This is a genomic window from Halobacillus andaensis, assembly GCF_014636475.1.
Classification (GTDB): domain Bacteria; phylum Bacillota; class Bacilli; order Bacillales; family Halobacillaceae; genus Halobacillus_A; species Halobacillus_A andaensis.
The window spans coordinates 105,642-121,154 of record NZ_BMEL01000002.1 but is presented as its reverse complement, the minus strand read 5'-3'; the positions used below and the strand labels follow the sequence as shown (position 1 = coordinate 121,154).

Sequence of the window (15,513 nt, the reverse complement as noted above, 5' to 3'; positions counted from 1 at the left end):
GGAAAATTTACTTAAGGAGATTTGTTTTATGCCTGTAATTTCATCTAATTTTCTAAGACACATTGTTGAGAAGCCATTAAACGAGGGAAGGACTACCTTAAAAGTGCTAACAGGGTATTCTTCCCCTTCATATATTCTCAACCTATTAAAATCATTTGATTCTCTTCATCTTGAAGTAATCATTGGAATGGCGCATCACAATTCAATTCCGATTTGGGATCATAATCAATATAACGAGCTATTGGAAAAATACAGAGAAAGACTATCCATCAAATATTATTATGGTGAACCTCCAATTCATTCAAAAATTTATTATTGGAAAGGAGATATCACACTTCAAGATGTAGCTTTCATTGGTTCTCCAAACTTGACTAGAAATGGATTCAGTAAAAACAAGGAAGTGGTTAAACTCGTCGAAGCTAATGAAGTAGAATACCTTTTTAATGAGGTTAATGTAATAAGTTGCGATGACGAGCGTGTTAGCGACTATATTAACTTTAGTTATGAGCAAGGAGCAAGAGGAATCAATACATCCGCAGTAGGGAGACTTGTACAAAATGAACCGTTTGTAGAATTAATGCTTACAGAAGCGAATAAACCTCGCCAGGTTCATACTAAAAGCGGCCTTAACTGGGGGCATAGAGAGGGGAGAGACAGAAACCAAGCATATATCCCTGTACCATTATCAACACATCAAAACAATCTCGGTTTTTTTCCTGAGAGAGGTGAAAGATTCACAATCATTACTGACGACGGAGAATCTTTTGCTTGTGTTATGGCTCAAGCAAATTCAAAAGCAATACAGTCGAGTTATGATAATAGCATTCTAGGAAGGTACTTTAGAAGAAGACTTGGATTACAGGATGGAGAATTTATTACAATTGACCATTTAGATCAATATGGTAGAAATTTTGTTACCTTATATAAAATAAATGACGAATCATACTTTTTGGACTTTAGCTAGGAGGATTATTATGGAAAAAGAGAATCCGAGAATAAAAAGGTTGAAGAGAAATATTACAAGAGAGCTTAATGGTAATGCTAATGCAACAAACGAAATCATAGAAACAGCTTCAAAACTTAACGAGAAAATTGGTACAGCTGACCAAGGGACAAGAAAAGGGCTCCTCTATGGACAAGTACAAAGTGGTAAAACTAATAATATGTTAGCTACCCTTTCCCTTGCTGCAGAAAGCGGCCATAAATTGTTTATCATCCTTACGTCCGATAACCTCTGGCTTTACCAACAGACTATAGATAGAGTAACTGCTATTCTCCCATGGTTTCAGACTTTCGGAAAAGATGATTGGGGAAATTTTACTGAAGAAGAACAAGAATCTGAGCTAAATAATAATGGTGTAATTCTTGTATCTACCAAAAATAGTAGTAATCTCCCAAAATTAAATCAACTTGTGAAAGGTAAACTTCATTCAGACACTCGACCAATAATATTTGATGATGAGGCAGATCAAGCCAGTTTAAATACTATGACTAATAATGAACAAGAAGAGTTAAGTAAAGTAAATAAATGTATTGTGGAATTAAGAGAAAGCTTTAAAAACCATGTCTATATTCAAGTAACAGCAACTCCACAGGCATTGTTACTACAAGGCGCAGATAGTGATTTTGCTCCTGACTTCACCATTAAGTTTGATCCTGGTGAAGGTTATGTAGGGGGAGAAGAATTCTTCGAAGAAGATGTTAAAACTATGCGTGAATTCAGAGATGAAGAAATTGATTCTATAATGAGTGAGGATGGAGAGAGGGGATACGGATTTGCTATACCTACTGGTCTTCGGCAAGCTCTGTGCTCGTTTTTAGTTGGCGCTTCAGTAAAATTAATTAATGAGGAAGGAGCAAGTTATTCCTTTTTATGCCACGTCAGCCATAAGAAAGATGATCACAAACGTTTGAAAACCTTAATAGATAGCTTTATTAGAACTCTATCCCATAGTCTAAATAATGATCACCCAGACCCTGAAAAACTTAATATAGCACGAAGTTATCTTAATGAAGCTTATTTAGATTTGCGCTCTACTCATGATAGCCTCCCGGAATTTGATGAAGTTTTAGAAGAAATCCAAATTAATATTCCAAGTACCCAGAGTCAACTCCTAATTTCGGGAAGCAATCATAAGGTTCCTAGCTATGTGGCCCCTTTTAATATATTGATTGGCGGCAATAAATTGAGTAGAGGAGTAACTATTAAAGGTTTGTTAGTTAGTTATTATGGCAGGACTAGTCAGGCACCTAAGGTAGACACTTTACTTCAACACGCACGAATGTATGGCTATAGAGCAAATGACATGGATGTAGTACGATTCTATACCTCGAAGTCTATATTAGACGTATTTAAGAATATTTATGAATCGGAGAAGCAACTACGACAAGTAATTGCAACTTCCGATCCTAGTGAAATGAAAGCACTCTTACTTTCACGGTCGAAACATTCATTAATTAGACCCACAAGAACTAATGTAATCTATCTAGACTCCATCTTATTTTACAAAGCAGGAAAAAGCTATTTTCCACAATATCCTCTCTCTGAGAATTTAATAGTTCTAGACAAAATATTAAGTCAATACAAAGAGGACAATCAACTTAAAACGATACCGATTAAAGAAATGAAGGAAATAATTAATTTAACTGCTCATGAAAAAACGGAAGGTGAAACATGGGACAAAGAAGCTGTTAAAGCTTGCTTAAACTATATTGATAATAATTATTCTCGTGGATATATTTTCGTTAGCGAAAATAAGGATATAAAATTTGGTGCAAGAGCAATGTTGTCACCTAGTGACCAAAACAAGTATGAAACAGATGGACCGACTTTAATCATGTATCGTTATAATTCAGATAACACCGATAAAGGATGGCAAATAGATGATGAACCTAGGTGGGTGCCAAACCTCCGTTTTCCAGATGGAAAAGAATACTTTATGTTTTCAACTACAGATGCTTTAGAATAAATCAAAAAGGGATTAGCATTAATTTCTAATCCCTTTTTGATTTTTTGGAATCCATAATAAATTTTTCAATTTTTCCTACAGCTTGTTCAAAATTTTCTTTGAATTCATGCTCCCAAACCCTTAATATATTCCAATCATTATTTTTATAATGATTGGACACTTCTTTATCCCTTTTTTTGTTCCTTTCTAGTTTTTTCAACCAATAATCTTGATTTGACTTTGGTGTATTCCCATGTTTAGGGCAACAGTGAAAAAAACAAGAATCAACAAATATAACAATTTTGTAAGTCTTAATAGAAATATCGGGTTTTCCTATTAACTTACTATTATTCTTTCTAAAGCGAATTCCTCTTCTCCACAATGCCTTTGTAATATTATCCTCTAATTTTGATCTGGATTTAATTGCTTTCATATTCTTTATACGTTGTGATTTGGTTAAATTGTCGGTCACTTTTTCCCCACTCCCTTCTAAGCACTGAATTCCACTTTAAAATTCATCAAAAACTTCGCTCTCCGCCATTTAAGGAAAGCAAACTATGATACCCGAAGCATTTAGAGAGCTACGGAGCGTAATGCACGGAACTTTATTTTATATGTTGCTCTCCCCTATCACATGGATTAAGGATTATAACAACATTAAGGATCCAGAGACTATTATTTTATTAATGTCTTATACTAGATTAAGAACCGGTGAGTTATTTGCTTTAAAAGGTGCTACATTGATACTTGATATGGTTGAGCAAACAATTAGTGATACAAAAGTGGTTTCCCTAAGGGAAAGTTGAAAAAATACAAATTAATCAATAAATCTTCTTAATTTTATTAGGTTATGGTATAATAACCTAAACCTAATAAAAAGGAGTGATCATTTGTCCCCAAGTATTAAATTAGAATTGTCCGAGGAAGAATACGAAAAGGCGATGTTAGATGCATACAGTTCCCACTGTTCATCTATCCGTGAATACTTACGGCTTCTATTGTTTGATGAAGCTCCAAGCTATAACTACGAAGATCTGTTATGGCAAGTAGAAGTGGGAGTCGAAAATATGGAATCCGGTACTCGCTTTCTGATACGGGAACTAATCACAGAACAAGATTGGAATGAAATACCGCTTACAGTTAGAAAAAATTTAGGCCGAATGGTAATTCAGACAGTGCTTAATGGTACGGATTTCACAAGTATTATTCCCGATAGAAAAGACTCCCAAGGTGTGCAATGGTATAGAAAAAAGTAGTAATGTGATATAAGTACACTATAAATACCGTTAACTAAAGTATTTATAATGCACCTCCCAGGGACTTATTGTTAATCAGAAAAGTTAACTCTAATAATTTCATAGATTTTATTTAACAAGGACTTCTGAAAGCTATCAATTGCAATCAATATATCTTCACTTAATACCTCATTTCGTTCTTTTCTAACTTGTTATTCTTTTATTAATGACATGATACTCCTATTGCTCCCTGCAAAGCGAATAATAACGCCCTTAAATTTTTCTTATACCTATAGATCTATCTATATCTTGTAAAGTCCTTGCTCACTTGAATCATATTCAACAGATCTCATTATAAACTATTTTCTTGTGGAATAACCGACGAATCAAGCAATTTATCCCCGTTAAGTGAATTAATATCTCAACACCCAAGTGAATTGAATCAAATAATTAAGTGGAAGCGCCTGACCCCCACTGCGTTAGTGCTTTAGTAGGACGGGGGCAGGCACCATATTTCTCTGTGAGCCCGCACTAGTTTTTTTAACATCTTTACAGTAAATAGCTCACCTTTCAAACATCAGTAATCCATTTACTCTCTTATAGGCTTGAAAATAGAACATACAAATAATAAATATTACATTGTTTATTTAACCAAACTGATACGAGAATAAATAATTATCACGACTTGCTACATTAATCCCATACAACATTTGCGAGATGTTTCGTAATTTAATTCAAGAAAAATCGCTCCCAACCAAAGTAGAGAACGATGATATTTAGCGTTTTAAAACTATTAATTAGTACTGAACTACTTGCTCCTCCTCAATATTACTTGAAAAATATTTACTATTATTTTCAAATAAATCTAATATTACTTTCTCAACAACAGGCACTGAAACTGTATTACCGAACTGTTTATATGCAGAAATATCGTTTGGATGGCATATAAAATTATCAGGAAACCCTTGAAGCCGGGCACACTCTCTAGGTGTTATCCTACGTGGCATATTATTTTGGACTATCCCTAACCGATGACAATCACTCGATGTTAGTGTAATGGATATACTATCAGGGTCAAGAAACTTAAACACTTCAAATGACATATTTCCAGCAACTGGATTATATTTACCGTCTACTTCTTTTAAATATCCTTTCTTAATAAGTGAACTTATTATTTCTTCCAATTCCGGATTATCAAAAAAGGTTTTGATTTGTTTTAACGTCAACATCTTCCCATCTTGATGAGTTCCAAATATCTTTTTTCTTCTATTTGCTATTAGGGCATTCATGAACTGAATTTCCTTTTGGGTACAATCTCCTTTTAAGCCTAATTCCCATGAATGAATGGAGTTACCACCCCTGTAATCAATCAACCTTACACCATGAAGCTTATTATAATTATTACCTACTACTTTAGACAACATGTTAGTAAATTCATCTGTACAAGTATACTCGTCCGTAATATTACTATCGCTTTCGAGTATATCTTGTACTTTAGGGTATTTTAATTCGCTATCAAACATTGATAACTGTTTCGTTTTATAGTTGTGCGAATCAGAAGAGCCTGTATCCGATTGAATTTCATGTAAAGGTTCTTTTCCAAGTAGGCCGATGATGTATATTCTTACTCTATTCTGCGGCACACCGAAATTGCTACTATTTAGTAACATATAATCAACCTTATATCCTAACGTTTCTAATTTTTCGATTATAGTTGTTAATGTACGTCCTTTATCATGCGAAACAAGGCCACGTACATTTTCTAAAAGAAACCCTCTAGGCTTATGCTTTTTTAAAAGCCTTTCTATTTCAAAAAACAAAGTTCCGCGTGTATCTCCAAACCCTCGTTTTTTTCCTGCATAAGAAAAAGATTGACAGGGAAATCCAGCTAATAAAAAATCAAAATCATCTGTAATTTCACTTATTTCATAAATATCTCCAGCCGGAACCTCACTGAAATTTAGCTCATAAGTTTCACAAGCTTTTTTATCAATTTCACTTGACAGTACACACTCTGTATTTATTCCCAACTGCCTCATTGCATTCTCAAAACCTAGACGAATACCACCTATACCAGCAAATAAATCTACGAATTTTATACCCATTTGTAACCAACTTTCTTAAGATAGCTTCTCTTTTATGAATTCTGTCAAAACCTTCAATTCTTCATCAGAATATGCAACAGTACAGTGACTATTTTCACAAATAGTTGATACTGCACTTCTACGCTGAAAGTTCCCTGCACCGTCAATTACATAGGCAATATAATTTCCAGTAGAGGTAACCATATCGTATCTGGCTTTAGCTTGTCCTGATTTTCTCTCGATGGTGCTATTTGTTGTTACTTGAAAGCTAATCTCAATAGCCACAAACTTACCATCTCTTGAAACTACAATATCAAAAGTTGTGTCTGTCCTTCCAGAATTGTGAGTTACTCCCTTGATGCGCCCATTACTTTGAACAAGATAATCATCTGAAGTGTTAAGGTTGATAAAATCTAATACATATCTTTGTGCCACCTGTCCCAAAGTATTGGCTTGGGCCCCTCCGGTTATCCTACTTACAAAAATGTATCTCTCATTTATGAATTTGTCTAGTTCTTCAGAGTTTCCAATTAGGTTACCGACTTCACACTTATTTAATACTTCTTCAGCTATTACTTCATCTGTTACATTAGAACCAAATAATAATAGCATAATAACATCTTTATATAAATCATCCACTACTGGATATTCATTCACTATATTAATACCATCAATTTTAAGCTTATTGTTACTCAATGTGTTTATAGGAAGTTTTTTAAAAATATATTTCTTTTCTTGGTCTTGCCAATAATAATTCATTACTCTTTCACCATGAGCATTTAAAGGGAATAATTGATCAAAATTTTTATTTAATCTTTGAAGCTTTTCGCCGCCAAAGTCCGATAAAACCACTAGATGCTTCAAAAACAAATTTGCAGATATATCAGAATTATTTATTAATACAAATACATTCTCAGGTGATTTAGCACATAAATTCAAGATTGAAATAAATTTTTTTTGAGTTTTGAGTAATAATGGGATAACGCTAGTAGATGTTTCCAATTTTGTTAATTTATTTGGCCACCAGTTGACTGCTTTAAATTCAAGTTCTTCAATACTTCTTTCATAATCTTTACTCATAATATACTCCCCTTGTGATTTCCTGATTTTATAATAATTATAAAGGAGATAAAGGGAAATTTGGAGTGCAATATTAGTTTATGGTATTTTAAATTGTAACAATTCTCCCAGAAAACTTCTTGTGCTGTTTTCTATTTAAGTTTTTCTTGGACTTAGTTAAAAAGGACCTTCTAAATCAAATTTCCGTAGAGTTTTGTTTTGGAAAATTTCTAAAATTAATCCATCTGCGTTTTCAATACTGAGACACTATAATTAGAATAAGAATCGATAAATCCCCCCCCTGCATTACTTTATAATGGGAAAACCTTTTTATAATTTCGATTTTTATAGTTAACGTTTTGGAATCCTTCTATCAAAAACTTACTCCTACTTATAAAAGATTGTATTTCATTTATGATAAGGCTCATTCCTCATAATCTTAAACGCCCGATACACCTGCTCCACCAGCATCAACCGCATCAACTGATGAGGGAATGTCATCTTCGAGAATGACAACCCATAATCACTCCGCTTAAGCACCTCATCACTAAGTCCAAGCGATCCTCCAATCACAAACGCCACTTTACTCTTCCCATACGTCGCCAGGTCATCAAGCTGCTTAGCGAGTTTTTCAGAAGTCAGCTGCTTGCCTTCGATCTCAAGCGTAATCACGTATGTATCCTGCTGGATTTTTGATAGAATCCGCTCCCCTTCCTTCTGTTTTACTTCAAGCATTTGCGCTTCACTAAGGTTCTCGGGTGCTTTTTCATCAGGAACTTCAACGATCTCCACTTTCGCATATGGAGTAAGGCGTTTGATGTATTCGTCGATGCCTTGCTTTAAGTATTTTTCTTTTAATTTTCCGACGGTTACGATGGTTATTTTCATTGATTTCGTCCTCCAGGTTGTTGTTCTTGTCTCTATTTTATCATGAATGGTAAGGTCCTATTATGGAGTGTTTCTTTAGAGTGATGTGAAGGTTTTCTATCAATTTGTTTACATTGGTTTCATTTATAGGAAGATGTGTTAAACTCCACCATATTCTACTTAAAATTTAACTGTCATGAGAAAAAGGATGTGTGATGTGATGAAGAAATGGTTCCTGCTGCTTGCGGCTGGGTTACTGATGGTTGTGTTGGGTGCGTGCTCGGATTCGACGTCGACGGAGGATGATGAGAAGCAGGATGAGCCTTCGGAGGAGAATGAGTTGCAGGAGGAAGAGGAAGAAGAGAATAAAGAGCCTGAGCAGCCTTTTAAGGCGTTAGAGCCGTCGGAGGATGCGGTGTCTTTGGATGAGAGTCTGTCTGAAGAGGAGCAGGAAGAAATGCCTTCTGAGCAGGCGCAGGGCGGCGATCCTGAGCGTTCGATTCCTGTCGGTGAGACACTGGCTTCCGGGGTGGATGATCCGTCTGATGGACCGTTGAAGGATCATCGTCTTGTCGCTTTTTACGGGACGCCGGAATCGGAGAATATGGGGATTCTTGGGACGATGGAGCCAGAGGAATATATGAAGGAGCTCAAGGAACAGACGCAGGCGTATTCGGATGCGGATCCGGATCGTCCGGCGGTGCCGACGATTGAACTGATTACGACGATGGCCCAGAGTGAACCGGGGCCGGATGGCGATTATGTGCGTAAAACCTCAGATGAGAATATTGAAGAGTACGTTGAGCTGGCAGATAAGCATGACGCGCTTGTGATGCTTGATATTCAGCTTGGTACGGACTCTGTCATGAATCAGGTGAAGAGTATTGAGAAGTGGCTGAAGCACCCTCACGTTCACCTGGCGATTGATACGGAGTTCCACGTCGGGGAAGGAGAAACGCCTGGAGAGGATCTCGGCCAGGTTGATGGTGCGGAAGTGCAGGAAGCTGTTGAGTATGTATCACAGCTGACGGAAGAGAACAATCTCCCGGATAAATTCGTTTTCGTTCATCAGTTTACCGATGCGGCGCTGACGAATAAAGAAGCGATTGAGCCGACGGACAACGTTCAAGTCGCCCTCAACTATGACGGCTGGGGCGAATCTACGGCCAAGCAGTCGCTCTATCGGAAGTTTGTGCGTGATGAACCGAATCAGTATGGCGGATTTAAGATCTTTTACGATAAAGATGAGCCGGTGATGGAGCCGGAAGATGTGTTGAAAATGGATCCGAATCCGGCGATTATTAATTATCAATAATGGGAATGACCCTCAGGCTGCTGTCCTGAGGGTCTTTTCGTGTGAAAAAAGATTTTTTGTGCGAATAGAGGTTTTACCCTAAGGGGATGATGGGGTAAAGAAGGAGAAAAACGTTGTTGTTTGTGGAGGGAGATAGGATGTTAGATGCAAGAACTGTGAGTGTGACAATCGAGGCCCGCGCGGAGGACGTGATCCGCTTCGTGCGCGAGCCGATGAATTTAGCGGCGTGGGCGAAGTCATTCTGCCAGTCGGTCGCTTATAAAAACGGTGAATGGTATGTGGAGACAGGAGAAGGATCAGCACGTGTCCGCTTTGTGGAGGAGAACCCGTACGGCGTCGTCGACTTTTACTTAACGCTTGCGACAGGCGAGGAAATGGTTCACCCGCTCCGCGTCATGCCAAACGGCGAGCGCTGTGAAGTCGCAGCGACGCTGTTTCGCCGCCCAGAGGTATCGGAGGAGGATTTTATGCTCGACGGGTCAATGCTGCTTGATGATTTACGGCGGCTTAACCAGACAATGGAACAGATTGTATAAGGGTACCAGGTACCGAAAAGCTGTAAAAGAGCGAAGTGCCAAGTGTGAATTTCGGTACCTGGTACCCGTCGCTGGCCTTTTTTTAATGGGAATGCAGCTGATTTTTACTTTTAATGTCAGAACACGACTGTCAGTCGTATTCTGACATTATTTGTAATTTGATAGCGTGCGAAATTTGTTTTTAAAAGAACAATAATTCAGGGTATTTTCTTTTGAAAACAGGGTATGGATAGGTGAAGGAGTTGCTGTCTATGTTTGAAGCGAAAACCGTAAGTGTAACGATTAACAGACCTATGGAAGAAGTGTACCGCTTTGTGCATGAACCTATGAATTTGCCAGCTTGGGCGAAGTCTTTTTGTTTATCCGTGGCAAAAAAAGATGATGAGTGGGTCGTGGAGACGGAGGATGGTCCGGCTACCATTCGGTTTGTTGATGATAATTCATATGGCGTGCTTGATCATTATGTAGCGATGGGAGAAGGGGCTGAGATCCTCAATCCGATGCGCGTCATTCATAATGGGCCGGGGTGCGAGGTGTTGTTTACGTTGTTCCGGCTGCCGGAGGTGCCGGAGGATCATTTTATGCTTGATGCGGCGATGGTGGCGAACGATCTGCAGATGTTAAAGGAAACGTTGGAATTATAAAAAGGTCCGCTCTTCTGCTTTGTCGCAGGAGATCGGACCTTTTTTTGGTATCAGCGGGAATGAGAATTTAACCGCGGTTTTAGCTTTTTATCAGCGTTTTTCTATTTATATCCGCGTTTTTCCCTTTTTATCAGCGTTTTTCTATTTATATCCGCGTTTTTCCCTTTTTATCAGCGATTCTGCTGAAAAAACTTTAATTAACAAGCTGCATTTGCTCCAGCACTTTACTTTCAGTTTCATCCTCTTTGCGCAGCTCCTCAAAGGAGTAGACGTCTTCCATGTAGATCTGGTGCCACAGCATGAACATAAGCACGGTCCAGATTTTACGGGAGTAGTCGCCTTTTTGCTGCACGTGGGCTTCTAAGAGGTCGCGTACCACTGATTTTTGAATCAGATGATCGGTGGCGCTTGCCTCGATCAAGTCCTTCGCCCAGTCATACAGTTCGTTACGCAGCCAGTGACGGATCGGCACGGGGAAGCCAAGCTTCTTGCGGTCGAGGACGTGATCTGGCACGATGCCGCGGGCGGCTTTTCGTAAGATTGATTTTGTTGTGCCGTCGGCGATGGTGCTGTGCACCGCTAATTCACGGGCGACGTTAAAGACTTCTTTATCTAAAAATGGAACGCGCAGCTCAAGCGAGTTGGCCATCGTCATTTTATCCGCCTTCAGCAAAATGTCTCCACGCAGCCATGTGTGAATGTCGACGTACTGCATTTTGTGGGTGGCATGGTATTCTTCGGCCTCCTGATACAGTCGCTGCGTCACGGATTGGTATGGAAATTGCTTCGCATAGTTCGTCAGCAGGCGTTCTTTTTCCGCTTCTTCAAACATCTTCGCGTTGCCGATGTAGCGGTCTTTTAGCGGCGTTGTGCCGCGTTCCAGCAGGCTCTTGCCGCGCACGCCTTCAGGTAATACGCGTGCGACCTGATTTAACGCTTTTTTCAACAGACCAGGCATAGCATCGAACGCTTTTAACGATTCTGGCTCGCGGTAAATGTTGTATCCGCCAAACAGCTCATCGGCGCCTTCGCCTGATAATACAACCGTGACGTCTTTACGCGCTTCACGTGCGACGAAATACAATGGCACGCACGATGGATCGGCTAATGGATCATCCATGTGCCACATGATTTTCGGCAGTTTTTCCACATATTCTTCCGCGGTAATTAAGTACGAATGGTTCTCGACGTTTAAGGCGCGGGAGGTTTCTTTGGCCACGTCTACTTCAGAATACCCTTCGCGGGCAAAGCCGACGGAGAACGTTTTTATATTCGGGTTGTATTGCTTCGCGATTGAGACGATCAGTGAAGAATCAATACCGCCTGACAAGAATGAGCCGACGGGTACGTCACTGCGCATATGGACGCCGACAGAATCAAACAGCACATCTTGGATCTGCTTGATTTGATTTTTTTCCTCCGTGATGACGGGCTGGAAGGTCGCATGGAAATAACGCTCCATCTCAAGCGGCTGACCTGATTTTTTCACAAAGTAGTGACCTGGCTCTACCTTATGTACACCGTCTGTCATCGTCATTGGCTCGGGAACATACTGGTAGCTTAAGTAATGCTGAAGCGCCAGTGTCGACACTTCATCCCCGCTCATGCTGAAGCTTTTCTTTTCTGAAGAAAATTGCAGCATGCCTTCTGAATCGCTGTAATATAATGGTTTAATGCCAAACGGGTCGCGTGCGCCGTAGAGGTCTTTTTCTTGTTTATCCCAAATTAAAATACTGAACATGCCGCGGAGCTTTTTAAAAGCGTTTACCTTTTCGTCTTGAAAAAGGACGGCGATCACTTCAGTATCGGATTCCGTTTCGAACGTGTAGCCTTTTTCGATTAATTGTTCACGAAGTTCGACGTAGTTGTAAATTTCTCCGTTAAACACCATCCAGTAGCGTTCGTTTTCGAAATGAAACGGCTGGTGCCCGCTTTCAATGTCGATGATGCTCAACCGGCGAAAGCCTAACGATATATGGTCATCGTGATAATAGCCTTCATCATCAGGACCGCGGTGCTTAATCAATTCGTTGCTTTTCTCGAATGCTTTGACATACTCTTCATTAACTGACTGCCCTTTGTTGTGCAATATACCTATAAATCCACACATGAATAAATATCCCCTTTGTATGTTATTCCTAAGACGTGCGGGAACCGCTTCTCTTTTTGTTTTACGGTCTCCCTGGACATGACCACCATGTAAAACTTTCAAGCATTCCTGAAAAGGCCTCACCTAGACTTCTCCCGGTTTCATAACGACTACATCGATTGGAAGGGCATTCCGATTATATAGTTGTTTGTACCTGCTTAAATGGTAAAAAAATTTGCCAGTATTACCGGCAGATCATGCTTTCTAAGCTAAAATTTTACATCCTTCGCCAGAAAATAGTCGATACAAGATAAGCTCGTATCGACTGTACTTTCAATTATAGGGGGTTGTCATTTAATGTCAATATGCTTAAGGTACCAGTCCGCCCGGTTCAGGGTACCCATAGAAGTCTCTTCCTCCACTCGATGCTTGGTATAGGAAGGGATAGAAGTCAAACCTTCTATTAAAAAAGAAGGACGAAGGTTGATGTCTCCCAGATGAGCGATAGGGATCCATTGATAAACAAGCCGTTCGCCTTCCTTTCCGTGAAACGGCTTTGTCTGAAAAAGTTCTTCCTCCTGGATAGCTGACACTTGATAGTAATACCCGATTTCATGATAAGGGGAGTCGTTGTACGTAAAGAAGTTTTCAACAATCCACGGAAGATGGTCAATCTTCACCTTTACGCCAAGCTCTTCTTTCATTTCCCGCACAATCGTTTGAGGGGTCGATTCATTGATTTCAACGCCGCCTCCAGGCAGGGCCCAGTGACTCTCGTGCGCCTGTCGATGCAGAAGCACATGGTCGTCAATGATCCAGACCGCGGCTGCACGAAAATTAAATCGGGTATCCTCAATAGCAAAGCGAATATCCACTAGATTCCTCCTATTCAGATTGCGTGAATTCAGCCAATTGCTGCTCGATGAAGTCAGAATCCTTCGACCCCACGCCGCTCATGATCGTTTGAAAAACGACATCCCGCTGCTGAATGCTCATCTCCGTTACATCATTATTGTTAACAAACGTCATTAACGTACGGGACGTTTTTTGATAAAAGTCATAATCCCGTGTGTCCCCAGGATACAAATGCTCGGATGAGGAAAGATCAGACGTAAGGCGGTTTAATGAAAAAGCCAGCGCCTCAATCTCTTGTGCAGACGCATCCTCATCGCCAATACGTACCGCTAATTCCGTCATTAGCCCACGTATAGCTGTTAAATCGGTTGATTTTGCCTCGACTAGATCTTCTTGATGCGACTGGTACTGATATACGTTTACTCCAATACTAATAGCGAGCAATAGTGCTAAGAGAATGAACCACCATTTCCTTTTCATGATCATGACCCCCTCACAGTCAGCTTCCTTTTCTTTTATTATATCTAAAAATTCGACAATCATGGGCAGAAGTCACTAATTTAAATAAAAAATGTGTGCTTTGCAAAAACGCGGATGGTGAGTTCGCCGCGTTTTTTTCAGTTTAGCCGCGGAAATCCTGATTTCGCCGCGGTTTTGAGAAAATAGCCGCGAAAATTTCTAATTACCCGCGATTTTGAAAAAATAGCCGCGTTTTTCTTATTACACGCATGTCCGGCTCACGTTCATGATCCGATCGACCGTGTCGATGATATCCTGACGGCTGACATCAAAGTGAGTCACAAAGCGAACCGTGTGAGGGCCAAATGGGACGGCCAGCACCCCTTCTTTCTTTACTTCTTCTAAAAATTGCTCAGCTGTCAGGCCAAGGTCGGCCACATTGACCAGTACAATGTTCGTATCTACTTCGCCTTCCACCCTAAGTCCGGCCATTTGCTCGATCAATTCAGCTAAAAGCCTGGCATTGTCATGATCTTCAGCCAAGCGATCGACCATTTGTGTCAGAGCGACGTAGCCCGGCTCTGCGATCACGCCGACCTGGCGCAGTCCGCCGCCGAGCCGCTTCCTCCATTTTCTAGCGCTGCGGATAAAATCGGCAGACCCGGTAATCATGGACCCGACCGGGGCACCGAGACCTTTGGATAAGCAGAATTGTACCGTATCCGCTTGAGCCGCATACTCTTTTACGGAAATGCCGGAGGCCACGACGGCGTTAAACAAACGAGCGCCGTCAAGATGCACAGGAATGTTATGTTCACGTGCGATGTCATAGATCGCCTGCATATTCTCCAGCGGTACAATCGCACCGCCGGCTTTGTTATGAGTATTCTCGAGGCAGATTAGTCCCGTCTCTGGAAAATGGATATCGTCAGGCCGTATGGCTGCTCGTACATCCTGTGGGTTCATCGCTCCTCTTACCCCTTCGATCGTGCGAGGCTGAACACCTGCTAAAGCACTCATCGACGCTCCTTCATATAAAAAGAGGTGAGCGCTTGCTTCAAGCAGCACTTCATCTCCTCGGTTACAATGGGTTAAGGCAGCGATTTGGTTTCCTTGCGTTCCGCTCGTTACGAATAGAGCCGCTTCCTTGCCAAGCATCTGTGCTGCTGTTTCTTCTAATTTTAAGACACTCTCATCTTCGCCATACACGTCATCCCCAACCTCTACGTCAAAGGCGGCCTGCCGCATCTCGGGAGTGGGTCTTGTGACGGTATCGCTTCGTAAATCGATCATATGTATTCCTCCTCGTTAGCTTCATTGTACGAAACGTAAGGAGAGTGGACAACTTTTTTCCACTGTGGATAACTCACTCTCGGGAGTCGTTAGTCACCGTTTGTGAAAAAAGTGGAAGATTGTCGAGAA

Annotated in this window: 15 protein-coding genes; 7 read left to right on the top strand and 8 right to left on the bottom strand. The window is 40.4% G+C overall.

Annotated features, from left to right (window positions below; translation table 11 throughout):
• Positions 1-28 precede the first annotated feature (28 nt).
• Together IEV27_RS08075 and IEV27_RS08070 are read left to right on the top strand one after the other, a co-directional pair.
• Positions 29-964: a restriction endonuclease PLD domain-containing protein gene (locus IEV27_RS08075; protein ID WP_188376964.1), complete on the top strand. Its 936-nt coding sequence runs from the start codon at positions 29-31 to the stop codon at positions 962-964.
• Between the two features lie 10 nt (positions 965-974).
• The gene (locus tag IEV27_RS08070; RefSeq protein WP_188376963.1) at positions 975-2,969 is read left to right on the top strand and encodes a Z1 domain-containing protein; all 1,995 of its coding nucleotides are present in this window, start codon (positions 975-977) and stop codon (positions 2,967-2,969) included.
• A gap of 25 nt (positions 2,970-2,994) precedes the next feature.
• On the opposite strand, the gene IEV27_RS08065 is transcribed toward IEV27_RS08070, so the two are convergent.
• Positions 2,995-3,420: a very short patch repair endonuclease gene (locus tag IEV27_RS08065; RefSeq protein WP_188376962.1), complete on the bottom strand. Its 426-nt coding sequence runs from the start codon at positions 3,418-3,420 to the stop codon at positions 2,995-2,997.
• A gap of 85 nt (positions 3,421-3,505) precedes the next feature.
• Between IEV27_RS08065 and IEV27_RS08060 the strand changes: the two genes are divergently transcribed.
• Positions 3,506-3,754 carry a hypothetical protein gene (locus IEV27_RS08060; protein ID WP_188376961.1) on the top strand — a complete coding sequence of 83 codons (249 nt, stop codon included), beginning with the start codon at positions 3,506-3,508 and terminating at the stop codon, positions 3,752-3,754.
• 84 nt (positions 3,755-3,838) lie between these two features.
• Positions 3,839-4,204, top strand: coding sequence for a DUF1413 domain-containing protein (locus IEV27_RS08055; RefSeq protein ID WP_188376960.1), 366 nt, complete (start codon positions 3,839-3,841; stop codon positions 4,202-4,204).
• A gap of 776 nt (positions 4,205-4,980) precedes the next feature.
• Here the strand turns inward: IEV27_RS08055 and IEV27_RS08050 are convergent.
• The 3 genes from IEV27_RS08050 to rlmH all read right to left on the bottom strand — a co-directional run bounded on the left by IEV27_RS08050 (position 4,981) and on the right by rlmH (position 8,214).
• Entirely contained in the window at positions 4,981-6,288 is a 1,308-nt protein-coding gene (locus IEV27_RS08050) for a DNA cytosine methyltransferase (protein WP_188376959.1), read from the bottom strand.
• Between the two features lie 15 nt (positions 6,289-6,303).
• Positions 6,304-7,347: a restriction endonuclease gene (locus tag IEV27_RS08045; protein ID WP_188376958.1), complete on the bottom strand. Its 1,044-nt coding sequence runs from the start codon at positions 7,345-7,347 to the stop codon at positions 6,304-6,306.
• Between the two features lie 387 nt (positions 7,348-7,734).
• Positions 7,735-8,214 carry a 23S rRNA (pseudouridine(1915)-N(3))-methyltransferase RlmH gene (rlmH, locus tag IEV27_RS08040; RefSeq protein WP_188376957.1) on the bottom strand — a complete coding sequence of 160 codons (480 nt, stop codon included), beginning with the start codon at positions 8,212-8,214 and terminating at the stop codon, positions 7,735-7,737.
• Positions 8,215-8,452: 238 nt separating this feature from the next.
• Here rlmH and IEV27_RS08035 point away from each other — a divergent pair, with 238 nt between their 5' ends.
• The 3 genes from IEV27_RS08035 to IEV27_RS08025 all read left to right on the top strand — a co-directional run bounded on the left by IEV27_RS08035 (position 8,453) and on the right by IEV27_RS08025 (position 10,688).
• The gene (locus IEV27_RS08035; RefSeq protein WP_229735192.1) at positions 8,453-9,508 is read left to right on the top strand and encodes a hypothetical protein; all 1,056 of its coding nucleotides are present in this window, start codon (positions 8,453-8,455) and stop codon (positions 9,506-9,508) included.
• 200 nt (positions 9,509-9,708) lie between these two features.
• Positions 9,709-10,044: an SRPBCC family protein gene (locus tag IEV27_RS08030; RefSeq protein ID WP_188376955.1), complete on the top strand. Its 336-nt coding sequence runs from the start codon at positions 9,709-9,711 to the stop codon at positions 10,042-10,044.
• Positions 10,045-10,295: 251 nt separating this feature from the next.
• On the top strand, positions 10,296-10,688 hold the full coding sequence (locus tag IEV27_RS08025; protein WP_188376954.1) for an SRPBCC family protein: 393 nt from the start codon (positions 10,296-10,298) through the stop codon (positions 10,686-10,688).
• A 193-nt stretch (positions 10,689-10,881) separates the two neighbouring features.
• On the opposite strand, the gene asnB is transcribed toward IEV27_RS08025, so the two are convergent.
• From asnB to ltaE, 4 genes are all read right to left on the bottom strand, one after another.
• Positions 10,882-12,798 carry an asparagine synthase (glutamine-hydrolyzing) gene (asnB, locus tag IEV27_RS08020; RefSeq protein WP_188376953.1) on the bottom strand — a complete coding sequence of 639 codons (1,917 nt, stop codon included), beginning with the start codon at positions 12,796-12,798 and terminating at the stop codon, positions 10,882-10,884.
• A 329-nt stretch (positions 12,799-13,127) separates the two neighbouring features.
• Positions 13,128-13,652, bottom strand: coding sequence for an NUDIX hydrolase (locus IEV27_RS08015; protein ID WP_188376952.1), 525 nt, complete (start codon positions 13,650-13,652; stop codon positions 13,128-13,130).
• A 10-nt stretch (positions 13,653-13,662) separates the two neighbouring features.
• Positions 13,663-14,112: a hypothetical protein gene (locus IEV27_RS08010; protein ID WP_188376951.1), complete on the bottom strand. Its 450-nt coding sequence runs from the start codon at positions 14,110-14,112 to the stop codon at positions 13,663-13,665.
• A 240-nt stretch (positions 14,113-14,352) separates the two neighbouring features.
• Positions 14,353-15,384, bottom strand: coding sequence for a low-specificity L-threonine aldolase (gene ltaE / locus IEV27_RS08005; protein WP_188376950.1), 1,032 nt, complete (start codon positions 15,382-15,384; stop codon positions 14,353-14,355).
• Positions 15,385-15,513 lie beyond the last annotated feature (129 nt).